Source organism: Sulfitobacter aquimarinus (assembly GCF_040149565.1).
In the GTDB taxonomy this organism is placed as follows: domain Bacteria; phylum Pseudomonadota; class Alphaproteobacteria; order Rhodobacterales; family Rhodobacteraceae; genus Sulfitobacter; species Sulfitobacter aquimarinus.
In genome coordinates this window covers 110,943-132,640 of record NZ_JBEFLO010000005.1, presented here as the reverse complement: position 1 = coordinate 132,640, position 21,698 = coordinate 110,943, and the positions used below count along the sequence as shown (strand labels likewise).

The following is a 21,698-nucleotide window of genomic DNA, read 5'->3' as shown; positions in this document are numbered from 1 at the left end:
CTTATTCCGCCGCTACAGGAGTTGGGGAGCCGCCGCGCTTGTGCGCAATACGCTCTTCGATGTCGCCACGGAAGTGACGGATCAAGCCCTGGATCGGCCAGGCCGCCGCATCGCCAAGCGCACAGATCGTGTGCCCTTCAACCTGTTTGGTCACGTCCAGCAGCATGTCGATCTCTTCGGGCTCTGCATCGCCTTTGACCAAGCGGTCCATGACGCGCATCATCCAACCCGTGCCTTCGCGGCACGGCGTACATTGGCCGCAAGATTCGTGTTTGTAGAACTTGGCAAGACGCCAGATCGCTTTGATCACATCCGTCTGTTTGTCCATGACAATCACCGCCGCCGTGCCAAGGCCCGACTGCAATTCGTTGCGCAGATAGTCAAAGTCCATCGTCGCATCACGCATCGCGGCACCCGGCACCATCGGCACCGAGGACCCACCCGGAATCACGGCCTTCAGATTGTCCCAGCCGCCGCGAATACCGCCGCAATGCTTCTCGATCAGCTCCTCGAACGAGATGCTCATCGCTTCTTCTACGACACAAGGGTTGTTAACGTGGCCCGAGATCGCAAACAGCTTGGTGCCCGCATTGTTGGGGCGACCAAAGCCTGCAAACCAGCTGCCGCCACGGCGCAGGATCGTGGGCACAACGGCAATGGATTCCACGTTGTTCACCGTGGTCGGGCAGCCATAAAGGCCCGCACCTGCAGGGAACGGCGGCTTCATGCGCGGCATACCCTTTTTGCCCTCAAGGCTTTCCAACAGCGCGGTTTCTTCGCCGCAGATATAGGCGCCCGCCCCGTGGTGCAGGTAAATATCGAAGTCCCAGCCCGACTTGGCCGCGTTCTTGCCGACCAAGCCTGCGTCATAGGCCTCGTCAATCGCAGCTTGCAGCGCTTCTTTTTCGCGGATGTATTCGCCGCGAATGTAGATGTAACAGGCGTTGGCGTTCATCGCGAAAGACGCGATCAAGCAGCCCTCGATCAGCGTGTGCGGATCGTGGCGCATGATCTCGCGGTCCTTGCATGTGCCCGGCTCGGATTCGTCGGCGTTCACCACCAGATAGCTGGGGCGGCCATCGGATTCTTTGGGCATGAAAGACCATTTCAGGCCGGTCGGGAAACCCGCACCGCCACGGCCGCGCAGGCCGGAGGCTTTCATCTCGTCGATGATCCAGTCGCGTCCCTTTTTGATGATCGCCGCTGTCCCATCCCAATGGCCACGCTGCTGCGCGCCCTTCAGCGTGCGATCATGCATGCCGTAGATGTTGGTGAAAATCCGGTCTTTGTCCTGCAACATGGTGCTTACCCGTCTTGTCCGGACTGACGCGCGCGCCACATCCGGTATGCTTGTATAAAGACCCACAGAAACACGGCAGCTACGCCAAGCTCCAACAGGCCCATTGTCTGGTTTGACCACCCCAGGGTGGCCCCCGCGAATTCTACCCCGATAAAGGTAAACGCCGCGGCAACACTTACCAAAGCAAGGCGCCGTCCGTCCCGTGACAGTTTGTCGTCGTTACCTGCCACGAACAGCCCCTACCCTTCAGCTCTTTTTCTTTTTCGAGAACTCAGTCTCGCCGCCCTTGGCCAAAATCTTGGCCTGAGACATCCAGTCATCCCGTTCGATCCGCCCCTTGAAACGCAAGCGCGCATCGACCCACGCGATGTCTTTCTTCTTGAACTTTGCGATCTGGTCAAAGTGATAAATGCCCAGATTGTTCAAAGTCTGCTCTGCCTTGGGACCAACGCCGCTGATCCGTTTCAGATCGTCCGGCCCTTCGGGGCGCGCAGCACTCAGCAAAATTGCGGGCGCCGCGTCGTCACCAGCCTTGGCGGCTTTCGCCTTGGCGGCTGGCTTGGCCTTAGGGGCCGCTTTTGACGCAGCAGGTTTGGCGGTTGGCTTCACCTTGGCAGCGGGCGCCGTCTTTACGGTATCGTTCACAGGGGCCTTGTACTTCCACTCCCCCTTACGGGCGGCCAGTTCTTCCTGACCTTTAAGCGGTTTGGAGGGCTGTATGGTGAACCCAACTGACGGTGCCGTGCTCGCGGCAGCGGATGTCGTCGCGTCGGCTGCTGCCGTTGTGGAGGCAGCAGATGATGTCGCGTCGGCTGTTGCCGTGGTGGAGGCAGAGGCGTCGACCGTCGATGAAGTACCCCCTTGCGAGGCCGACACATGCGCCGCGTTTGTCTCTTCCGCTGCATCTGGCGTTGTGGGCTTGTCATCCGCCGCCAGATCATCGGCCGCCGTCTGGGTGCGGCAGACCGTCATGATCAGCAACAGTCCCAAGACCGCCCCTAACAAACCGCCCAAAAGGATCGCCTTTATCACGCCGAAACCGGCGAAAGCATACAACATGACCATCGACACGAAACCAACAAGCGCGGCAATGCCCCAGCACGTCGTCGTGCACTCTTTGTTATTCGTTTCCAACGGCATGTCTTACCTATCCCCCAAATCGACTGCGCAGCGCCTTATGAATAGCGCCCGTCCTTGCTGGCCTTTGCGGAGAACGCTGTTTCTTCCCCCCGCGCCAGCTGGCCCGCCTGATCTACCCAATTGTCGCGCGATGCGCGGCCTTTGAACCCTTCAAGGTTCTGGTCAACCCAGGCAAGCTCATCTTGCCCCCATTTTGCGATTTGGTCAAAATGGAAAAAGCCCATGGTATTCAACATGACTTCAAGCTTGGGGCCAACGCCCTTGATTAGCTTGAGATCGTCGGCACCCGATTTGCGCGGCGCTTTCATCGTGCGGGGCTTTTTGCCCGCGCCAGCAGCGGCGGGCGCATCCGCTTTTGGACGCGCTGTGGCAGCCGCATCAGATGGGACAGATTTGCGTGCGGCCGCAGGCTGTGCAGCACCTGCCTTGGCAGCAGGCCCCTTGGCAGCAGGCTTGGCATTTGCAGCGGGCTTTGCCTTTGGTGCGGCTTTGGCCGCAGGCTTTTTGCCCGTATTCGCGGCCTTGCCCTGCCACGGTGCCAGCAGCGGCACCTCGGTCCCGTCAATGCGTTTAACCGTATCACCGATGTCTGTCGCAAGCTGCGCGCTGGCGTTGTACTGCGTCTTGCCGCTTTCGTATTCCGTCAGCGACGACAGCCCGCTCAGCGGCTCAGAGGCGTAGCGGCCGTTTTGCGGACCAGGTGTCGGAACCTCGCCGCGCGCCAGCTCTTCCAGCATCGCGGTGAACCGCTCTCCTGTCAGGTCCTCGTAATAATCCTTGCCGATCTGCGCCATCGGCGCGTTCGAGCACGCGCCCAGACACTCAACCTCTTCCCACGAGAATTTACCATCGGCGGAAATCTGATGCGGGTTCGGCGCGATTTTCTCTTTGCAGATGCTCACCAGATCCTCGGCCCCGCAAATCATGCAGGACGTTGTGCCGCAAATCTGGATATGTGCCACGGAACCAACAGGTTGCAGCTGAAACATGAAGTAGAATGTCGCCACCTCAAGTCCGCGAATATAGGCAAGGCCCAACATCTCCGAGACATGCTCGATCGCGGGGCGTGTCAGCCAGCCTTCCTGCTCTTGCGCGCGCCACAAAAGCGGGATGATCGCGCTGGCCTGACGGCCCTCGGGGTATTTGGTAATCTGCGCTTCGGCCCACGCGTGGTTGGCAGGGGTAAAGGCAAAGGCGTCGGGTTGGTCTGGGTGCAATCTACGCAGCATAATCTTCTCTATTTTGCGGGGATCAGGGCACAAACAGAAGCGCCCTTGCCCATCAACAATGCGGTTTGGCCGGTCTTTGACACCAGCTTGGCTTTTCGGGTCAACGATCCCGAGGCGGGCGTGCAGTTTTGGTCGGCTGCCGCCTGCCCGTCGACAAGCGCCTTCAGGATTACCTGAAAGGACTGTTCATCAATCGGGTTGCGAGTCTTCGGGTCCATGTTCAGCACACGCAGCAAAACATCCTCGCTTTTGCTGAAGGCTTCGCACTGGCTTGCTTGCAGCAGGCAAATCTGGCCTGCTTTCTTGGGGCCGCCTGTGGCAACTGCTGCATTTGTGGCGGCACCGGATGCTGTCGGGCCTGCCGCGTCATCACAGGCAAACAACAACAGCGCAGAGGCCGCAGCAACGTATTTCAAAGATGTGGAACGCATCGCGCCTCCCCTCTCTTGTCCTTTTTGCATCAGCTTTTACACGCCGGTGGCAACAGCAACAGTGTCTCTTCGTCCGCTGCGAACTTGGCGATGCCTTCGGCCATCATCTCCCGCGACAGCGCGATGGCTGCTTCGCGGTCAATCTTCAGCTTCGGCATCTGCACGTTCGCCTGCGCGGTGGTCATCTGACACCCATTGGCGTTCATCGCATCAATCAGCGCGGCCTTCTGATCCGACGCAGCAGCCCCCGAGGCCGCCACACAGAAAACAAGAGCCGCAAGGCGGATCACCGATCCACCTCACCAAACACGATGTCCATCGTACCGATGATCGCAGCGACGTCCGCCAGCTGGTGACCCTTGGCCAGATAGTCCATCGCTTGAAGGTGCAGATAGCCCGGCGCACGCAGCTTGGCGCGGTAAGGCTTGTTGCTGCCATCCGCGACCAGATACACACCGAACTCGCCCTTGGGCGCTTCGACAGCGGCGTAAACCTCACCCGCTGGCACGTGGAACCCTTCGGTATAAAGCTTGAAATGGTGGATCAGGCTTTCCATGTTTTGCTTCATGTCGGTGCGCTTGGGCGGGGTGATCTTACCGCGGGCAAGGATGTCGCCTTTGCCTTCCGGCGCACGCAGCTTTTCAATGGCTTGCAACATGATGCTGGCCGATTGGCGCATCTCTTCCATCCGAACCAGATAGCGGTCATAGCAGTCACCGTTCACGCCTGTCGGAATCTGGAAGTCAAACTCGTCATAACACTCATAAGGCTGCGCACGGCGCAGATCCCACGCGAGGCCAGAGCCGCGCACCATCACGCCAGAGAAGCCCCAGTCCGAGATATCCTGCTCGCTCACTACGCCGATATCGACGTTGCGCTGTTTGAAGATGCGGTTTTCAGTCAGCAGCGTGTCGATATCGACCATAAAGCCGCTGAGGAACTTATGCGTCCACGTCTCGATATCATCGAGCAGCGCCTCGGGCAGGTCCTGATGCACGCCGCCGGGGCGGAAATAGGCCGCGTGCAGACGCGCACCGCAGGCACGCTCGTAAAAGATCATCAGGTCTTCACGCTCTTCAAAGCCCCACAGCGGCGGGGTGAGCGCGCCCACGTCCATCGCCTGCGTGGTGACGTTCAAAAGGTGCGACAGGATGCGCCCAATCTCGGAATAAAGCACACGGATCAACGATGCACGGCGCGGCACTTCGACGCCGGTGAGGCGTTCAATGGCCAAGCACCAAGCATGCTCTTGGTTCATCGGGGCCACATAATCCAACCGGTCGAAATACGGCAGGTTTTGCAGATACGTCCGGCTCTCCATCAGCTTTTCGGTGCCACGGTGCAGCAGGCCGATGTGCGGGTCGCACCGCTCAACAATCTCGCCGTCCAGCTCCAGCACCAGACGCAAAACGCCGTGGGCCGCAGGGTGCTGCGGACCAAAGTTGATGTTGAAATTGCGGATTTTCTGTTCGCCCGTAAGAGCGTCTTCGAAACCTTTGGTGCCGTCCATCATTTCGCGGCCTCCTTCTCGTCACCGGGCAGGATATATTCGGCCCCTTCCCACGGTGACATGAAATCAAACTGGCGGTATTCCTGCACAAGGCTCACAGGCTCGTACACAACACGTTTTTCCGCCTCGTCATAGCGCACTTCGGTATAGCCCGTCGTCGGGAAATCCTTGCGCAGCGGGTAGCCGCGGAAGCCGTAATCGGTCAGCAAGCGGCGCAGATCGGGGTGTCCACTGAACAGGATGCCGAACATATCGAAAACTTCACGCTCGAACCAGTTGGCGCTGGGATGAATGTCGACCAGTGAGGGGACCATGTCTTCCTCCCGCACGGCCACACGGATGCGAATGCGCTGGTTCTGGTACATGCTCAGGAAGTGGTAAACCACATCGAACCGCTTGGCCCGCCCTGTGTAGTCAACGGCCGTAATATCCACGAGCGAGGTGAAGCGGCAGGTTGCATCGCCCTTCAAAAACTCGACCAGACCCGCGATATTCGCCAGCGTCACGTCCAAATTCAGTTCACCGTGGGTGACATCCCACCCCAGAACACAATCAGGGCGTTTGGCTTCGATATAGCCGCCCAGTTCCGTCAGTGCATCGCTCATAGTAGTGTTCCTTCAACAGTACGGTTCATGGCAGGCCCATTCATCGTACAATCGTTCCCGTGCGTCGCATTTTGCGTTGCAGCTGCATGATACCATACAGCAGCGCCTCGGCAGTCGGAGGGCAACCCGGTACATAGATGTCCACAGGCACAACGCGGTCACAACCACGCACAACGCTATAGCTATAGTGGTAGTAGCCGCCGCCGTTCGCGCAGGATCCCATCGAGATCACGTAGCGCGGCTCTGGCATCTGATCGTAAACCTTGCGCAGCGCGGGCGCCATTTTGTTGGTCAGCGTGCCCGCCACGATCATCAGGTCCGACTGGCGCGGGGATGCGCGGGGCGCTGTGCCGAACCGCTCCAGATCATAGCGGGGCATGGAGGTGTGCATCATCTCAACCGCGCAGCACGCCAGACCAAAGGTCATCCAGTGCAGCGAGCCGGTGCGCGCCCAGTTGATCAAATCCTCGGTCGAGGTCAGCAAAAAGCCCTTGTCCTGCAAGGAGGCGTTCAACTGCTGTGTTGCCACATCGCGGTCCATACCCGCGGTTGCAGGCATATTTGTCTGGGTTACTGCCATTCGAGCGCCCCTTTCTTCCATTCATAAGCAAAGCCTGCGGTCAGCACCGCAAGGAAGATCATCATGGCCCAAAAGCCCGCCATGGAAATGTCGCCAAATGCCACAGCCCAAGGGAACAGGAAGGCGATTTCGAGATCGAAGATGATGAACAAAATCGAAACAAGATAGAATCGCACGTCAAACTTCATCCGCGCATCATCGAAGGCGTTGAACCCGCACTCATACGCCGAGACCTTTTCAGGGTCGGGGTTACGCACGGCCAAAACCACAGCGGCAAGCAACAAAGCAAGGCCTAACACAATGGCAACGCCCAGAAAAATGAGGATCGGCAGGTATTCCCTAAGCATATCGTCCAAGGGTGGCTCCTTTCTTGGAATGCACGGCCAGCATATACCGTGCGCAGCTTTACACAGGGTTTATCGCTGCGCGCCTTTGGGGTCAACGGGAGGAAGCCTACAAACACACACACCTTTACCGGAATGCTATGGGGCGCCGGCAGACCGTGCTAATGTCTGCGCCCTAATGCCTGCATCCCGATACAGGCGGCTCAGGATACCTTTGTAGGCATTTGACAAATCGTCAAAAATTGACGGGCATGAACTGCCCCCTGATCTGCATATTCAAGTGGACGTGGCAAACTGCGCCCTTCCATCCTGAAAACGGGCTGCGCAGGCAAGCATCGGGCAGCAGGGTGCATACCCCCGAAAAAACTGTTCTCTTAAGGTTAGAATGTGCTAGGCGCATCATAACCTTAAGGAACTGAATGTGAAAAACGTATTTGTGCTGGCCGCTCTGGCAATTGTTTCACTCGCAACCCAGATCTGGGCACAGACACAGGACATCACCATAGCGACCGTCACCCGTGCGCCCTTCTCGATGGAGCAAAACGGACGGGATGTGGGGTTCAGCATAGAGCTGTGGGAAGAGCTCGGGACCCAGCTGGATCTCAACACCACTTTCCTGCGCACTGATAGTTTTTCCGAGATGCTGGACGCCGTAAAGAACGGTGTTGCCGATGGGGCGATTGCAAATATTTCCATTACAGCTGCGCGCGAAGCAGATATGGACTTTACCCAGCCGATTTTTGACAGCGGCTTGCAGATTTTGATCCCCTATGAGGATCAAGATGTCTCGGTTTTCTCAGCCTTGTTTACCGGTGACATTCTTCTTGCGATCGTGATCGCCATTGTCCTGCTGTTTGGGGGTGGAATGTTGATGTGGGTGTTTGAGCGCAACGCCTCCGATTACTTCCGACGCCCCGCAAGGCAGGCCGCCTTTCCCGCGTTCTGGTGGGCGCTAAATCTGGTGGTGAATGGCGGGTTCGAAGAACGGATGCCCAATTCGCGTGCCGGCCGCGGCTTTGCCGTTTTGCTGGTGGTCGCGTCGCTGTTCGTCGTCTCTGTTTTTGTTGCGACGATCACCTCTGCGATGACCGTCAATGCGCTGCAATCCAGCATCACCGGTCTTAGCGATCTCGAAGGCAAACGGGTGGGCACAATTTCGCAATCCACAGCCGCTCAATTCATGGAAAACCGCGACGTCGCCTTTATTGCAGTTGACGATCTGGAAACGCTTTTTGAAAAGTTCGAGAACGGTGATCTCGATGCTGTGATCTTCGACAAACCGATCCTGGCCTACTACGTCTCGACCCGTGGGGCGGGTATTGGCCGTCTGGTCGAGCGGGTATTCAACCCCGAAAGCTATGGCATTGCCCTGCCAACGGGCAGCCCGCTGCGCGAGCAACTCAACCAAAGCCTGCTTAGGCTGCGGGAGGACGGGACCTATGACGCGCTCAGAGTAAAGTGGTTTGGCACATCGCGGTAGGCCGCAGGGTCTAGACGACCCACGCAGCCTTGCGCTTTTCAAAGAATGCACCGATGCCCTCGGCCGCCTCTTCTGTCTGCCACCGCGCTGCAAGGGCGGCGATGGACATGGCAACGGCCTCCTCTGTCGCCGCACCGCCCAGATCCTGTGCCAGCTTCTTGGCCGCGGCCACCGCACCGGGGGCGCAGGCGAGATAGGGCGCGACCTCACGCTCTACCGCTGCGTCCAGTTCCGCCTCGGGCACAGCACGCGAGAGCAGGCCAAGCTCGACCGCCTCTGCCCCGTCAAAGACACGGCCCGACATGAATACACGCCGCGCCCGCCCCTCGCCCATGCGGGCGATGACATAGGGGCCGATGGTGGCGGGGATAATGCCCAGCTTTGTTTCGGTCAGCGCCATCTTGAGGGTGTCCACGCCCACAGCCACATCACAGACCGCAGCCATGCCGACGCCGCCGCCAAAGGCATTGCCATGCAACCGCCCGATCAAAGGTTTGGGCAACCGGTTAAGCGCGCCCAGCATCGTGGCAAGCTTGCCCGCTTCCGCGGCACGGGTCTCGGCATCCATGCCCATCTGCGCCTGCATCCACGCCAGATCACCGCCCGCACAGAACGTGCGCCCCTTGGCAGCAAGGATTACCACACGCACTGAGTCATCGCGGGCCAGATCATCCGCCGCCTGCGTCAGCTCCTCCAGCATCTGTGCGGACATCGCGTTATGCTTTTCTTCGCGGGCAAGGCTCAGGGTCGCAACCCCGCGCCCGTCCACCTCAATGGTTATCGTCTCGAACATCAGCGTCTCTCATCGAAATTTTCAAAAATTTCGGGCCGGAATTTTCGAAAAATTCCGTTACCCGCGCATGGATCTGGCCAAAGCGGCCGCCTCTTGCAGCACATCCGCATCCAGCCCTGTGGTGTACCCCAGCGCCGCCAGATGCGCCGCCACAGCTTCGGTTGCGACATTGCCGGATGATCCGGGCGCAAAGGGGCATCCACCCAAACCACCGATAGCGGCATCAAACACCCGCACGCCAAGGCTCAGGCTGGCGTCGATATTGTCCATCGCCCGCCCGCCCGTGTCGTGGAAATGCCCCGCCAGGCGCCCTACAGGCACCACATCACGCACCGCAAGCAACATCCGCGCCACGCTGTCTGGCGTCCCCGCGCCGATCGTGTCGCCCAGCGAGACCTCGTAACAGCCCATCGCAAACAACTGATCCGCAACAGCCGCCACCGCATCGGGCGACACAGCCCCGTCATAGGGGCATTCAACAACGCAAGACACATAGCCGCGCACAGGCACATCGCGCTGCCGCGCTTCCTCCAGAATCGGGGCAAAGCGTTCGATACTCTCGGCCACAGAGGCGTTGATGTTCTTTTGTGAAAACCCTTCCGAGGCGCTGGCGAATACCGCGATCTCATCCGCGCCCGCCGCCACCGCATCCGTATAGCCGCGCATGTTCGGCGTCAGCGCGGCATAGCGCACGCCCGCCTTGCGACTGATCCCCGCCAGCACATCGCCACTGCCCGCCATCTGCGGCACCCACTTGGGCGAGACAAAGCTGGCGCATTCAATCCGTGAAAACCCCGCCTCTGTCAGCTTGTCCACCAGCGCAATCTTCTCTGCCACCGGAATATCGCGGGCCTCGTTCTGCAACCCGTCCCGCGGGCCGACCTCAAAAATCTCGCATGGTCCCAGATCCATCACTCTCTCCCTTTCATTGACGCTGCTGCGCCCAGACTGCACGACATCGCGGCACCTTGCACCTTTTTTCACACACCCTTAGGCGGGCAGCGGCCATGGCTCGAAAAACTCGGCGTCAAACAAATGCTCGCCTGCCTTGGGCAATGACGCCTGAAACCCGCCCCGTTCCGTGATCCTGTCGTACCACGCCGCCACCGCGTCAAACCCCTCCAGATGCGCAAAGAACCGCGCCAGATAGACCGCCTGCCCGACCGAGACATCCGCCGCCGAAAATCCGCCATCCAGCAGATAGTCACGCCCCCCAAGGCGCGCCTCAAGCGCGGCAAAGCATTTATGAATACGCGCCGCTTCCAGCTTCATCACGATGGGGCTGCGCATGGCGTCATCGCGCAAGGCGACGTGCTGCTGCGTGAGTGCTGCGGCGTGCTGGGTAATCGTCTCGGCGAAATGCACCCAGATCAGCCACTGGCTGCGCTCGGGGTGGCTGACCAAGCGACCTAACCCTTCAGGCGAATACCGCTCACACAAGATTTCGGTAATCGCCCCCGTCTCGAACACCGCCTCACCGTCCAGCTCCAGCGCGGGCACCCGCCCCGCAGGGCTGCGTGCCAGAAAGGCGGGACTGCGCAATGTCTTGTCAAAGGGATAGGTCTGCACCTCGAACGGCACATCCAGTTCATGCAACAACCACAGACTGCGCATGGACCGCGTCTGCGGCACGTGGTGCAGCGTGATCATGCGGCGTCCTCGGGCTCAAGCCGCACCAACGCGGCCCCCGCCTCAACCTGATCCCCCGCCACGGCCAAAACTTCGGCTACCACACCATCGCGGGCGGCAAGCAAGGCATGTTCCATCTTCATCGCCTCCAGCACGGCAAGCCTGTCGCCCGCGCTGACCTGTTGGCCAACACTGGCAAAGACATCGCGCACCAGTCCGGGCATCGGCGCCTCGACCAGATTGCCGTCGCCCTGCGCCCCCGCGGCCTGCAACAGCGGGTCCACCAGCTCGAACACCAAGCCATAGCCGTCGAACACCGTGACCGTATCGCCCGCAACTGCGACCTGCGGCGCAAGCTGCCCGCCGATCTGCCACTGGCCGCCAATACGCTGCGCCTCTACAACCTTCTCGCCCACGTGCCAGCGCTGTGCATCCGCGCCCAGCACCTCGTATTTGAGCAAATGCGCCTGCCCGTCCCACGCCAGCGCAACCTGCTGCAACAGCGGATCCCAAAGGCTGAACCCGCTCAGCCCCCCTGCGTCCAGCACGCCAGCGGCGGCCATCCCCGCAAGAGCGGCATGACGCGGCTCTACCTGCGGCGGCTGCGTTAACGCGTCAATATCGCGGGCAATCAGCCCTGTATCCACCTCGCCCTTGCGAAAGCCACCATGCCCCGCCAAAGCGCCCAGAAACGCAAGGTTCGTGACCGTGCCCGCCACCTCGCAACGCGCCAAAGCCTGCCGCAAACGCGCCAAGGCCACGTCACGGGTGGGGCCATGCACGATCACTTTGGCAATCATCGGGTCGTAGAACGGGCTGATCGTGTCACCACTGCGCACCCCACTATCGGCACGGGCAGCAGGATCAAACGCCAGATGCGTCAGCGTCCCTGTCGCGGGCAAGAACCCTTTTGGCACGTCCTCGGCATAGAGCCGCGCCTCAAAGGAGTGCCCCTCAATCGACAACTCCTCTTGCGCCTTTGGCAAGTCCTCACCCGCAGCCACGCGCAACTGCCATTCGACCAGATCAACGCCGGTGATCGCTTCTGTCACAGGGTGTTCGACCTGCAAACGCGTGTTCATCTCCATGAAAAAGAAACCGTCGGCCCGCAGCCCGTCCGAGCCATCAACGATGAACTCAACCGTGCCCGCGCCCTTGTACCCGATCGCCTCTGCCGCTTTGACGGCAGCCGCCCCCATCGCATCGCGCATCTGGGGCGTCATGCCGGGGGCTGGCGCTTCCTCGATCACCTTCTGGTGGCGCCGCTGGAGCGAGCAGTCGCGTTCGAACAAATGCACCGCACGGGTGCCATCACCAAAAACCTGCACCTCGATGTGGCGTGGCTGGCTCACGAATTTCTCGACCAGCACATCCGCGTTGCCAAAGGCCGCCGCAGCCTCAGCCCGCGCCGAGGCCAGCGCGTCGGCAAACCCCGCAGCCGCCTCGACCATGCGCATGCCCTTGCCGCCACCGCCCGCCACGGCTTTGATTAACACAGGATAGCCCATCTTGTCCGCCTCAGCAGCCAAATGGTCATCCGTCTGATCCTTCCCGTGATAGCCGGGCACCACAGGCACGCCCGCCTCGACCATCAACGCCTTGGCCGCATCCTTCAGCCCCATCGCACGGATCGCATCCGCCGACGGACCAATAAACACCAACCCCGCTGCCGCAACCGCATCCACAAAATCGGGGTTCTCGCTCAGGAAACCATAGCCGGGGTGAATGGCCTGTGCGCCAGTATCCAAAGCCGCCTGAATGATCACATCGCCGCGCAAGTAGCTGTCGGCTGGCGCATTGCCCCCGATATGCACCGCGACATCCGCCATCGCCACATGTTTGGCGCTTGCGTCCACATCCGAATACACGGCGACACAGCGCACGCCCATGGCCTGCGCTGTTTCCATCACGCGGCAGGCAATCTCGCCACGGTTGGCAATCAATATCGTATCAAACATGCAAAAACCTTCCTGTCAGGGCGCTGCGGCCCTTCTTTATTTTGCCTTAAAACTCATTGCACCACGGTCCCGTCAGGCGGACGGGCAGAAGTCTTCGACCAGCTTGAACCGCTCGCACATCAGCTTCATGTCGGGCGCAAAAAGACCCGCACGCCGGAAATACGCCTCATAACCGTTGCGCCAATGGGCCAGATCTCGGAACTCCCCTTGCGCCGCGACAAAGGCCTCGTCCATCTCGTTAAACCGCCGCGTGAAAACCTCGACCGTCTCGACCATCACCGCAGGCGTGCCGTCCCAATTAAGCGCGACATTGCGACGGCCGACTTCGGGCCATGCATCCTTGCCCGCGCCGTAACTGGCCGCCGCATCGCAGGTAGCGGTTTTGACCCCGCTGCGCACCAGCGCCAAAATCTCGGCACATAGTTCGGGGGAGTCGCCAAAGCGGAAAGTCTCGGCCTCGGGATTGGCATCGATGATCTGTTGCAGTGTCTGTGTCATATCACTTTCCTCACATGCGGAAGACGCCGAATTTCGTCGGCTCGATCGGGGCGTTCAGGCTGGCAGACAGGCTCAGGAACAGCGTGTCACGGGTTTTGCGCGGATCGATGATGCCGTCGTCCCACAGCCGCGCAGAGGCATAGAGCGGGTGCGACTGCTCCTCGAACATATCCACGGTGGGTTGCTTGAACGCCGCCTCTTCCTCGGCCGACCACTCCCCGCCACCGCGTTCTATCGCGTCCCGTTTGACGGTGGCCAGAACGCCCGCCGCCTGTGCGCCGCCCATGACGCTGATGCGGCTATTGGGCCATGTCCACAAGAACCGCGGCGAATACGCCCGCCCCGCCATGCCATAGTTGCCAGCGCCGAAAGAGCCGCCCACCAACATCGTGATCTTCGGCACATTGGTACAAGCAACGGCGGTGACCATCTTGGCCCCGTGGCGGGCAATGCCCTCGTTCTCGTATTTGCGGCCTACCATGAAGCCGGTGATGTTTTGCAAGAACACCAGCGGGATACCGCGCTGGCTGCACAATTCCACAAAATGCGCGCCCTTCTGCGCAGCCTCGGAAAACAGCACACCGTTGTTGGCCACGATCCCGATAGGGCACCCTTTGAGATGGGCAAACCCCGTCACCAATGTCTCGCCAAAGCGGGGTTTGAATTCGTCAAAGCGGCTGCCATCGACCACACGGGCAATCACCTCGCGGATGTCATAGGGCGTGCGCAGATCACCCGGCACCACACCGAGGATTTCGTCGGGGTCATAGGCGGGTTCTTCGACGCTTTCCCACTGCACAGTAGCGGGTTTGGCACGGTTGAGGTGGCTCACGGCGCGGCGGGCAAGCGCCAGCGCGTGGGCATCATCCTCGGCCAGATAGTCGGCCACACCCGACAGGCGCGTATGCACATCGCCGCCGCCGAGGTCTTCGGCGCTGACCACCTCGCCCGTGGCGGCCTTGACCAAGGGCGGACCGGCAAGGAAGATCGTGCCCTGCTCTTTCACAATAATTGTGACATCGGACATGGCAGGCACATAGGCCCCGCCCGCCGTACACGACCCCATCACCACAGCAATCTGCGGAATGCCCTTGGCGCTCATTCGCGCTTGGTTATAAAAAATCCGGCCAAAGTGATCGCGGTCGGGGAATACCTCGTCTTGCTGCGGCAGGTTCGCCCCGCCGCTATCGACCAGATAGATGCACGGCAGGTTGTTCTCCTCCGCGATCTCCTGCGCACGCAGGTGCTTCTTGACCGTCATCGGAAAATACGTGCCGCCCTTCACAGTGGCATCATTGCAGATCACCATGACTTCATGGCCCTGCACCGTCCCAATCCCCGCAATAACGCCCGCGCAAGGGGCTGCACCGCGATACAGCCCATGCGCCGCAACCGCACCCACCTCCAAGAAGGGCGAGCCCGCATCCAGCAAATTCGCCACCCGCTCGCGCGGCAGCATCTTGCCACGGCTGATGTGACGGTCACGCGATTTCTCACCACCGCCGAAGGCTGCGACCTGCGCCGCCTCGCGCACAACAGCCAACGCATCAAGATGCGCGGCAGTATTGGTTTTGAACGCTTCCGAGGAGGGGAGTGCTTGGGAGGAAAGTTTCATGTGTCTTGCTCCAATGTCAGAAACTGAGAGGAAAGCGGGATAGCAATCCAGAAAACCATGTAAAGAAACACAACGTACCGAAGTGCTGCTTCAAAAAACGCCATAACTTCAAATTCCGTCATTCTAGTTTCCCTAACATCTTGGATAGCTGCAGTTATCCACGCGGCCGCCAGTACCGTCGCGAGCAAAGACCCGTAGAACGACAAACCGTCTCCCGACATCACGCGCAATGCTACCCCACAAGAATTGCAAGCGACGGAACGAACCCAATCGTCATCTCCCTTGATTGTTCGCAAGACCGGTCCGGGCACTTGCAACTCGGAACAGTTAGGACATTTAAGCTGTGCTAGTTTACGAGATGAGATCATGATTACTCCGCCGCCGCCCGCGCTTTCAATTCGCGGCGGATCACCTTGCCCGTAACCGTCATCGGCAGCGCCTCCAGAAACTCGATTTCCCTTGGATACGAATAACTTGCCAACCGTTCCTTGACCCAATCCTGCAACTCGGAGGCACTGACCTGCCCACCGTCTTTGACCACCACATAGGCTTTCACAATCTCGGTCCGCAGCCCGCAGGGTTTGCCCACCACGCCCACAGTCGCCACCGCCGGATGGGTCAGCAAGCAGTCCTCAATCTCCGCAGGCCCAATGCGATAGCCGCTTGAGGTAATCACATCATCCTCGCGGCCCACAAAGCGCAGGAAGTCGCCCTCCCACACACCGCGGTCGCCCGTCAGCATCCAGTCGCCACGGTACTTCGCCGCTGTCTCTTCGGGGCGGTTCCAATAACCCAGCATCATCGAGGCCGCGCCGCGTTTCACCGCAATGTCGCCCTCGCCCTCGGCATCCGCATCCAGCACGGCAATCTCGAACCCAGGTACGGGCTTGCCGATGCACCCCGCCTGCGGCGCAAACCGCGCACCACAACTGCTCGCCACCATATTTACTTCAGTTTGCCCATAAAACTCATTGATCCGCAGGCCAAGCGCGCTGCGGCCCCAGTCCAACATCTGCGCGCCCAAAGGCTCCCCCCCGCTCGCCACAGACCGCAAGCCGTCAATCCGCGCATCCGCCGCCTTGAGCATCCGCAAAGCAGTGGGCGGGAAAAAGACATTGCGCACCTGCCCCGCCTCGATAATGCGCTTGCACTCTGCCACATCAAATTTCGCCATCCGTGCCGCCACTACCGGCACGCCCAGCGCCAGCGCAGGCATGGCCACATCAAACAGCCCGCCGATCCACGCCCAATCCGCAGGAGTCCACAGGCAATCATCCTCTTGCCCCAGATGATCATGACTGACGCAGACCCCCGGCAAATGTCCCGTCAATATCCGGTGCCCATGCAGCGCCCCTTTGGGCGTGCCGGTGGTGCCAGAGGTATAGATCAGCACCGCAGGATCATCACGGCCCGTATCCGCAAACGGCACGGGATCGCCCGCGATGCCCGCCTCATCGGCCCGCCAGACCTCGGCCAAATCACCGACCAGCGCGGCCCCATCGACATCGGTAAGCACCAGCCCGACTCCGCCGTCGCCGATCCGCGACGCCAAGGCGTCATGTTTAAACAGTTTGAACAACGGAACCGAGATGGCACCGATTTTCCAGATCGCCAGATGGGAGGCAGCGCACCATGGGCTTTGGCCCAGCAACACGCCAACACGGTCACCCGCCCGCACGCGCACCATCAACGCCCGTGCGAGGCCATCGACCATTTCGCCCAGTTGCCCAAAGCTCACATCGACCCGCCCAGCGCCAGTCAGATCAATCACCGCAAGACCGTCCGCAGGCTGGCTCAGGCACTGCCGCGCCATATTGAGCCGCGCCGGGATATCCCAGCGCCCCTCTGCGTCAAGGCCGGGCAAGCGTTCCATCAGGCCATCGCCGCCATCATCTCACGGCCCACCAACATGCGGCGGATCTCGGAGGTACCCGCCCCGATCTCCATCAGCTTGGCGTCACGGAAAATCCGCGCCACGGGGTTGTCGGACAGATAGCCCGCACCGCCCATTGCCTGCACGGCCTGATGCGCCTGCACCATAGCCTGCTCGGAGGCATAAAGGCAGCACGCCGCCGCATCTGCACGGGTCACCTCACCACGGTCACAGGCCTTGGCGACCTCGTACACATAGGCGCGGGCCGAATTCATCGCCGTATACATATCAGCCATCTTGCCCTGCATCAGCTGGAAGCTGCCCACAGGTTGCCCAAATTGCTTGCGCTCGGCCATATAGGGCATGATCTCATCCAGACAGGCGGCCATCAGGCCAAGGCCGATGCCAGCCAACACGACACGCTCGTAATCCAGCCCCGACATCAGCACGGCAACCCCGCGCCCTTCCTCGCCAAGCACATTCTCGAACGGCACCTCGCAATCGTCAAAGATCAGCTCGGCGGTGTTGGACCCGCGCATCCCCAGCTTGTCGAAATGCTGGGTGGTGGTGAACCCCTTCATGCTTTTCTCGATCAGAAACGCGGTGATCCCCTTGGAGCCTGCGTCCTTGTCCGTCTTGGCATAAACCACCAGCGTCTCGGCATCACAGCCATTGGTGATCCAGTATTTATTGCCGCTCAGGCGATAGTGGTCATTGCGCTTCTCGGCGCCCAGCTTCATGGAAACCACATCCGACCCTGCTGACGTCTCCGACATGGCCAACGCGCCCACATGCTCGCCCGAACATAGCTTGGGCAGGAACTTCGCCCGCTGCTCGTCCGAGCCATTCAGGCTGATCTGGTTCACACACAGGTTGCTATGCGCTCCATAAGACAGCGAGACCGAGGCACTGGCCCGCGCAATCTCCTCCACCGCTACGGTATGGGCCAGATAGCCCATGCCGGTGCCGCCCCATTTCTCATCCACGGTCATGCCCAGCAGGCCCAACCCGCCCATCTCCTGCCACAGATCAGCGGGAAAGAGGTTGTCCGCGTCGATATCCTTAGCCATCGGACGCACCCGCTCTTGCGCCCAGCGGTGCACCGTGTCGCGCAACGCGCCGACATCTTCACCCAGATCGAACTGCATAGTGGCATTGAACATAAATCTCTCCCTGAACCGCATTTATTGAACGCTTGTTCATTATTGGCAGAGCCGCCCCCACAGGTCAAGCGCCACGAGGCCGCAGCCTGCAAAGACTGCGACCTGCGGACCGCTCGGGTGAGAGATATGCGCCGGAAATACCGTGTCCGCGTCAGCGGTCCGTCAGATCACCCTATGGATGAGCCGACCCGTGCGACTTCTTCGCGAATGATCCGCCCGATCAAGGCGCAATCTTCCAACGTGAATGTCAGCGGCACCCGCATGTCGATGATCCCCGCCAATACGCGGTCGCTGTCGGGCATGGCGGGCGCGTCCACATAGCGCCAGCTGTCATAGCGGCTGGTAAAGCCCACAGGCTCCGCCCCGCCGAACCATTTGAATTCGACCCCGCGTGCCGCACATCGCGCCACCAGATCGGTCACGGCCTCACCGCTCCACCCTTCCAGCAAGAACTGGATCGAGGAGCCGACGATGGTTTCCGCCTGCGGACGCTCGATCACCTTGAGGCCCGCTGTGCCGCGCACGGCCTCCTCAATCGCAAAATACCGCTCGTTCCAGCGCGCGCATTGGGTGGCCAGGTCAGCCAGCTGCGGGCGCAGGATCGCGGCACGCAGGTTGTCCATACGCCCCGAGATGTTGGGCGTCTCGTAGCGGATCGTCTCAAAAGTCTCTGCTGGCGGCCCCGCAAGGTGGCGTTCATAGAGCATATAACTGCCGGAATACATGATCGCACGGGCCGCGACCTCTGCGTCGTTTGTGACAAACAATCCACCCTCGCCCGAGTTGATGTGTTTATACGTCTGGCACGAGTAACAGCCGACAATGCCCCATGTCCCGCTGGGTTTGCCCTTCCACGCGGCCCCCATCGTGTGGGCGCAATCCTCGATCACCTTGATGCCATGGGCATCACAGATTGCCATCAGACGCTCCATATCGCACAGATGCCCGCGCATATGGCTCAGCAGCAGAACGTCCGCTTGGTCCGCCTTGGCCTCCAGATCATCGAGGTCCAGCACCAGCTCTGGCGTCACGCCCACAAACACAGGCACCGCGCCCACCGCCGCAATCGCGCCGGGCACAGGGGCAAGGGTAAAGGCATTGGTCAGCACACGGTCGCCCGCTTTTACCCCTACAGCGCGCAGGGCCGTCGCCATTGCATAGCCCCCCGAGGCCACGGCGAGGCAATATTTTGCGCCCACGCTTGCGGCAAATTCCTGCTCCAGCAGCACCGTTTCGGCCACTTCGCCCTCAACCGTGTTGTAGCGGTGCAATCGCCCGTGGCGCATCACCGCCACTGCCGCCTCGATGCCCGCTTCGGGGATCGGCTCTTGCTGGGTGAAGCTGCCTTTGAAGATGTCGCTCATGGCTCAGGCCTTTCCCAACATCTGTTCCACCAGATCGGGTAGATCGCTATACCGCTCCAACAGCGCCTCCGGCTTCAGCGCCGCCATATCGCCGCCCGCAGGCCGGAATGTCACCAGCACCGAAGGCACACCTGCATTGGCCGATGTATTGCGGTCCGTATCGCTATCGCCCACCAGCAGGCTTTGCGCAGGGTCCCCGCCCGCACGGCGCACGGTCTCGATCAAATGTTCGGGGTCGGGTTTGCGCACGGGCAGCGTATCTGCGCCCAGCATCGCGGCGAACTCTTGCAGTATCCCCAAACGCGTGAGCAGCTCGCGGGCCAGCCCCTCTGGCTTGTTGGTGCAGATCGCCACGATAAACCCGCGTGCCTTCAGCTCGGCCACAGCCGCCATCGCCCCGTCGTACAGCCGCGTATGCGTGTCGATGTCACGGGCGTAGTGGTCCAGCAGCGCCTGATAGTACTGGTCAATCAGCGGGTCATCCGCAGGCTTGCCCATCCGCGTCATTCCCAGCCGCAGCATCGCCCGCCCACCGCGCAGCGCCGTGCCCGCGTCTGTCGCAGGGTCCAGCAAATCGCCCGCCCCCATATCGCGAAAACACGCATTCGCCGCCGCAATCAAATCACCGCTTGTATCGGCCAAGGTGCCGTCCAGATCAAAAACCACCGTCTTCATGCGTCTCTCCCCCGCAATTGCCGCCATTCGCGCCATAATCCGCCTACCCCGCAGGCAAACGTGTTGCAAGCCGCAACCCTTAGTGATCGCCCCCACCTTGCACGGGGGGCCACTTGCGTTAAACAGGACAAAACAAAAGAAGCAGAGCGGATAGCACATGAATACCAGCCTCATCATCCTTGCCGCAGGCATGGGCACGCGGATGAACTCGGACTTGCCCAAAGTCTTGCACCCTATCGCTGGCGACCCGATGCTGGTCCATGCAATGGCCGCAGGGGCCACGCTTGACCCCCAACACACCGTTGTTGTGGCGGGGCACGGCGCCGCCGAAGTCACCGCCGCCGCCCACGCCTTTGACGAAACGGCTACCGTTGTCGTGCAGTCCGAACAGCTGGGCACCGCCCACGCGGTCGATCAGGCCAAACACGCGCTGGCAGGCTTTGACGGCACGGCCATCGTGCTTTACGGCGACACGCCTTTTGTCGAGCCGCACACGCTGGAGGATATGCTGAGCGCGGCCGAGGGCGCGGATGTGGTCGTGCTGGGCTTCGAAGCCGCTGATCCGGGCCGCTATGGCCGCCTGATTATGGACGGCGCATCGCTGGAGCGCATTGTCGAATTCAAAGACGCAACCAAGGACGAGTTGGCCGTGACCCTGTGCAACAGTGGCGTCATCGCGTGTAAATCCGACCTGCTATTCGATCTGATCTCGGCTGTAGACAACACAAACGCCTCTGGCGAATACTACCTCACCGACATCATCGGGCTGGCCCGCGCGCGCGGGCTGAAAGCCACCGCCGTCACCTGCGCCGAGGCCGAGACGCTGGGCGTGAACTCCCGTGCGCAACTGGCGCAGGCCGAGGCCGCGTTTCAGGCCCGCGCCCGCGTCAAGCTGATGGAAGACGGCGTGACCCTGCAAGCCCCAGAGACAGTCTTCCTCGCCCGTGACACCTTTATCGGGCGCGACGCCTATATCGAGCCGAACGTGTTTTTCGGAACAGGTGTCACCGTTGAGTCGGGCGCACATATCCGTGCGTTCAGCCACCTTGAGGGCTGTCACATCTCACGCGGCAGCGTTGTCGGCCCCTATGCCCGCTTGCGCCCCGGTGCCGAATTGCAAGAGAACACCCGCGTCGGCAACTTTGTCGAGATCAAGAACGCCACGCTCGCCGAAGGGGCCAAGGTCAACCATCTCAGCTATGTTGGCGATGCCTTTGTGGGGTCCAAGGCCAACATCGGCGCAGGCACGATCACCTGCAACTATGACGGCGTGATGAAACACCACACCCACATCGGCGCAAACGCCTTTATCGGGTCGAACACGATGCTGGTCGCACCTGTCCAGATCGGGGATGGCGCGATGACGGGATCAGGCTCGGTCATCACATCGGATGTCGAGGAGAACGCGCTGGCACTGGCGCGTGCGCCGCAGGTCGAAAAACCGGGCATGGCGCAAAAATTGATGGATATGTTAAGGGCCAAAAAGGCCAAACAGCAGCGGGGCAGCTAAG

The 21,698-nt window shown here is 60.7% G+C and carries 22 protein-coding genes; 2 read left to right on the top strand and 20 right to left on the bottom strand.

Annotated features, from left to right (window positions below; translation table 11 throughout):
- Window position 1 precedes the first annotated feature (1 nt).
- Genes nuoF through ABMC88_RS11440 form a run of 10 tightly spaced genes read right to left on the bottom strand, consistent with a single transcriptional unit; the run spans window position 2 to window position 7,151 of the window.
- The gene (gene nuoF, locus ABMC88_RS11485) at window positions 2-1,300 is read right to left on the bottom strand and encodes an NADH-quinone oxidoreductase subunit NuoF (RefSeq protein WP_349577027.1); all 1,299 of its coding nucleotides are present in this window, start codon (window positions 1,298-1,300) and stop codon (window positions 2-4) included.
- Between the two features lie 5 nt (window positions 1,301-1,305).
- Window positions 1,306-1,530, bottom strand: a complete 225-nt coding sequence (locus ABMC88_RS11480) for a DUF5337 family protein (RefSeq protein ID WP_349577026.1) — start codon at window positions 1,528-1,530, stop codon at window positions 1,306-1,308.
- Window positions 1,531-1,546: 16 nt separating this feature from the next.
- Entirely contained in the window at window positions 1,547-2,440 is an 894-nt protein-coding gene (locus ABMC88_RS11475) for a helix-hairpin-helix domain-containing protein (protein WP_500812341.1), read from the bottom strand.
- 35 nt (window positions 2,441-2,475) lie between these two features.
- On the bottom strand, window positions 2,476-3,669 hold the full coding sequence (locus ABMC88_RS11470) for an NADH-quinone oxidoreductase subunit E (RefSeq protein ID WP_349577024.1): 1,194 nt from the start codon (window positions 3,667-3,669) through the stop codon (window positions 2,476-2,478).
- Between the two features lie 8 nt (window positions 3,670-3,677).
- On the bottom strand, window positions 3,678-4,100 hold the full coding sequence (locus tag ABMC88_RS11465) for a hypothetical protein (protein WP_349577023.1): 423 nt from the start codon (window positions 4,098-4,100) through the stop codon (window positions 3,678-3,680).
- A gap of 29 nt (window positions 4,101-4,129) precedes the next feature.
- A complete protein-coding gene (locus ABMC88_RS11460; protein WP_349577022.1) occupies window positions 4,130-4,390 on the bottom strand; it encodes a hypothetical protein in 261 nt (86 codons plus the stop codon).
- Window positions 4,387-5,613 carry an NADH-quinone oxidoreductase subunit D gene (locus tag ABMC88_RS11455; RefSeq protein ID WP_349577021.1) on the bottom strand — a complete coding sequence of 409 codons (1,227 nt, stop codon included), beginning with the start codon at window positions 5,611-5,613 and terminating at the stop codon, window positions 4,387-4,389. Before ABMC88_RS11455 ends, ABMC88_RS11460 begins: the two co-directional genes overlap by 4 nt.
- Window positions 5,610-6,215, bottom strand: coding sequence for an NADH-quinone oxidoreductase subunit C (locus tag ABMC88_RS11450; protein ID WP_349577020.1), 606 nt, complete (start codon window positions 6,213-6,215; stop codon window positions 5,610-5,612). The genes ABMC88_RS11455 and ABMC88_RS11450 overlap by 4 nt, the downstream gene beginning before the upstream one ends.
- A 40-nt stretch (window positions 6,216-6,255) precedes the next feature.
- Complete coding sequence (locus ABMC88_RS11445) at window positions 6,256-6,795, bottom strand: NuoB/complex I 20 kDa subunit family protein (protein ID WP_349577019.1); 540 nt, start codon at window positions 6,793-6,795, stop codon at window positions 6,256-6,258.
- A complete protein-coding gene (locus ABMC88_RS11440; RefSeq protein ID WP_349577018.1) occupies window positions 6,786-7,151 on the bottom strand; it encodes an NADH-quinone oxidoreductase subunit A in 366 nt (121 codons plus the stop codon). Before ABMC88_RS11440 ends, ABMC88_RS11445 begins: the two co-directional genes overlap by 10 nt.
- Before the next feature lie 409 nt (window positions 7,152-7,560).
- Between ABMC88_RS11440 and ABMC88_RS11435 the strand changes: the two genes are divergently transcribed.
- Window positions 7,561-8,619 carry a transporter substrate-binding domain-containing protein gene (locus ABMC88_RS11435; RefSeq protein WP_349577017.1) on the top strand — a complete coding sequence of 353 codons (1,059 nt, stop codon included), beginning with the start codon at window positions 7,561-7,563 and terminating at the stop codon, window positions 8,617-8,619.
- 10 nt (window positions 8,620-8,629) lie between these two features.
- Here the strand turns inward: ABMC88_RS11435 and ABMC88_RS11430 are convergent, their stop codons facing one another.
- From ABMC88_RS11430 to ABMC88_RS11385, 10 genes are all read right to left on the bottom strand, one after another.
- Window positions 8,630-9,412, bottom strand: a complete 783-nt coding sequence (locus ABMC88_RS11430) for a crotonase/enoyl-CoA hydratase family protein (RefSeq protein WP_349577016.1) — start codon at window positions 9,410-9,412, stop codon at window positions 8,630-8,632.
- Window positions 9,413-9,469: 57 nt separating this feature from the next.
- On the bottom strand, window positions 9,470-10,324 hold the full coding sequence (locus tag ABMC88_RS11425) for a hydroxymethylglutaryl-CoA lyase (RefSeq protein WP_349577015.1): 855 nt from the start codon (window positions 10,322-10,324) through the stop codon (window positions 9,470-9,472).
- A gap of 78 nt (window positions 10,325-10,402) precedes the next feature.
- Window positions 10,403-11,062 (bottom strand): glutathione S-transferase family protein, encoded by a 660-nt coding sequence (locus ABMC88_RS11420; protein ID WP_349577014.1) that lies wholly within the window; start codon window positions 11,060-11,062, stop codon window positions 10,403-10,405.
- Window positions 11,059-12,999: an acetyl/propionyl/methylcrotonyl-CoA carboxylase subunit alpha gene (locus tag ABMC88_RS11415; protein ID WP_349577013.1), complete on the bottom strand. Its 1,941-nt coding sequence runs from the start codon at window positions 12,997-12,999 to the stop codon at window positions 11,059-11,061. The genes ABMC88_RS11420 and ABMC88_RS11415 overlap by 4 nt, the downstream gene beginning before the upstream one ends.
- A gap of 72 nt (window positions 13,000-13,071) precedes the next feature.
- Window positions 13,072-13,497: an ASCH domain-containing protein gene (locus ABMC88_RS11410; protein ID WP_349577012.1), complete on the bottom strand. Its 426-nt coding sequence runs from the start codon at window positions 13,495-13,497 to the stop codon at window positions 13,072-13,074.
- A gap of 10 nt (window positions 13,498-13,507) precedes the next feature.
- Window positions 13,508-15,112 carry a carboxyl transferase domain-containing protein gene (locus ABMC88_RS11405; protein WP_349577011.1) on the bottom strand — a complete coding sequence of 535 codons (1,605 nt, stop codon included), beginning with the start codon at window positions 15,110-15,112 and terminating at the stop codon, window positions 13,508-13,510.
- 370 nt (window positions 15,113-15,482) lie between these two features.
- Window positions 15,483-16,985: an AMP-binding protein gene (locus tag ABMC88_RS11400; protein WP_349577010.1), complete on the bottom strand. Its 1,503-nt coding sequence runs from the start codon at window positions 16,983-16,985 to the stop codon at window positions 15,483-15,485.
- On the bottom strand, window positions 16,985-18,148 hold the full coding sequence (locus ABMC88_RS11395) for an acyl-CoA dehydrogenase family protein (protein ID WP_349577009.1): 1,164 nt from the start codon (window positions 18,146-18,148) through the stop codon (window positions 16,985-16,987). Before ABMC88_RS11395 ends, ABMC88_RS11400 begins: the two co-directional genes overlap by 1 nt.
- A gap of 167 nt (window positions 18,149-18,315) precedes the next feature.
- On the bottom strand, window positions 18,316-19,512 hold the full coding sequence (locus ABMC88_RS11390) for a DegT/DnrJ/EryC1/StrS family aminotransferase (protein ID WP_349577008.1): 1,197 nt from the start codon (window positions 19,510-19,512) through the stop codon (window positions 18,316-18,318).
- Window positions 19,513-19,515: 3 nt separating this feature from the next.
- Window positions 19,516-20,187 (bottom strand): HAD hydrolase-like protein, encoded by a 672-nt coding sequence (locus tag ABMC88_RS11385; RefSeq protein WP_349577007.1) that lies wholly within the window; start codon window positions 20,185-20,187, stop codon window positions 19,516-19,518.
- A 157-nt stretch (window positions 20,188-20,344) separates the two neighbouring features.
- On the opposite strand from ABMC88_RS11385, the gene glmU reads away from it, so the two are divergent.
- Window positions 20,345-21,697 carry a bifunctional UDP-N-acetylglucosamine diphosphorylase/glucosamine-1-phosphate N-acetyltransferase GlmU gene (gene glmU / locus ABMC88_RS11380; RefSeq protein ID WP_349577006.1) on the top strand — a complete coding sequence of 451 codons (1,353 nt, stop codon included), beginning with the start codon at window positions 20,345-20,347 and terminating at the stop codon, window positions 21,695-21,697.
- Window position 21,698: the final 1 nt, after the last annotated feature.

Excerpts from the sequence above, each read along its gene's own strand:
- ABMC88_RS11395 (WP_349577009.1), bottom strand. The coding sequence starts at position 18,148 with ATGTTCAATGCCACTATGCAGTTCGATCTGGGTGAAGATGTCGGCGCG.
- ABMC88_RS11445 (WP_349577019.1), bottom strand. The coding sequence starts at position 6,795 with ATGGCAGTAACCCAGACAAATATGCCTGCAACCGCGGGTATGGACCGC.
- ABMC88_RS11470 (WP_349577024.1), bottom strand. The coding sequence starts at position 3,669 with ATGCTGCGTAGATTGCACCCAGACCAACCCGACGCCTTTGCCTTTACC.
- glmU (WP_349577006.1), top strand. The coding sequence starts at position 20,345 with ATGAATACCAGCCTCATCATCCTTGCCGCAGGCATGGGCACGCGGATG.
- ABMC88_RS11425 (WP_349577015.1), bottom strand. The coding sequence starts at position 10,324 with ATGGATCTGGGACCATGCGAGATTTTTGAGGTCGGCCCGCGGGACGGG.
- ABMC88_RS11420 (WP_349577014.1), bottom strand. The coding sequence starts at position 11,062 with ATGATCACGCTGCACCACGTGCCGCAGACGCGGTCCATGCGCAGTCTG.
- nuoF (WP_349577027.1), bottom strand. The coding sequence starts at position 1,300 with ATGTTGCAGGACAAAGACCGGATTTTCACCAACATCTACGGCATGCAT.
- ABMC88_RS11385 (WP_349577007.1), bottom strand. The coding sequence starts at position 20,187 with ATGAAGACGGTGGTTTTTGATCTGGACGGCACCTTGGCCGATACAAGC.
- ABMC88_RS11405 (WP_349577011.1), bottom strand. The coding sequence starts at position 15,112 with ATGAAACTTTCCTCCCAAGCACTCCCCTCCTCGGAAGCGTTCAAAACC.
- ABMC88_RS11410 (WP_349577012.1), bottom strand. The coding sequence starts at position 13,497 with ATGACACAGACACTGCAACAGATCATCGATGCCAATCCCGAGGCCGAG.
- ABMC88_RS11465 (WP_349577023.1), bottom strand. The coding sequence starts at position 4,100 with ATGCGTTCCACATCTTTGAAATACGTTGCTGCGGCCTCTGCGCTGTTG.
- ABMC88_RS11475 (WP_500812341.1), bottom strand. The coding sequence starts at position 2,440 with ATGCCGTTGGAAACGAATAACAAAGAGTGCACGACGACGTGCTGGGGC.
- ABMC88_RS11400 (WP_349577010.1), bottom strand. The coding sequence starts at position 16,985 with ATGGAACGCTTGCCCGGCCTTGACGCAGAGGGGCGCTGGGATATCCCG.
- ABMC88_RS11430 (WP_349577016.1), bottom strand. The coding sequence starts at position 9,412 with ATGTTCGAGACGATAACCATTGAGGTGGACGGGCGCGGGGTTGCGACC.
- ABMC88_RS11415 (WP_349577013.1), bottom strand. The coding sequence starts at position 12,999 with ATGTTTGATACGATATTGATTGCCAACCGTGGCGAGATTGCCTGCCGC.
- ABMC88_RS11455 (WP_349577021.1), bottom strand. The coding sequence starts at position 5,613 with ATGATGGACGGCACCAAAGGTTTCGAAGACGCTCTTACGGGCGAACAG.
- ABMC88_RS11390 (WP_349577008.1), bottom strand. The coding sequence starts at position 19,512 with ATGAGCGACATCTTCAAAGGCAGCTTCACCCAGCAAGAGCCGATCCCC.
- ABMC88_RS11450 (WP_349577020.1), bottom strand. The coding sequence starts at position 6,215 with ATGAGCGATGCACTGACGGAACTGGGCGGCTATATCGAAGCCAAACGC.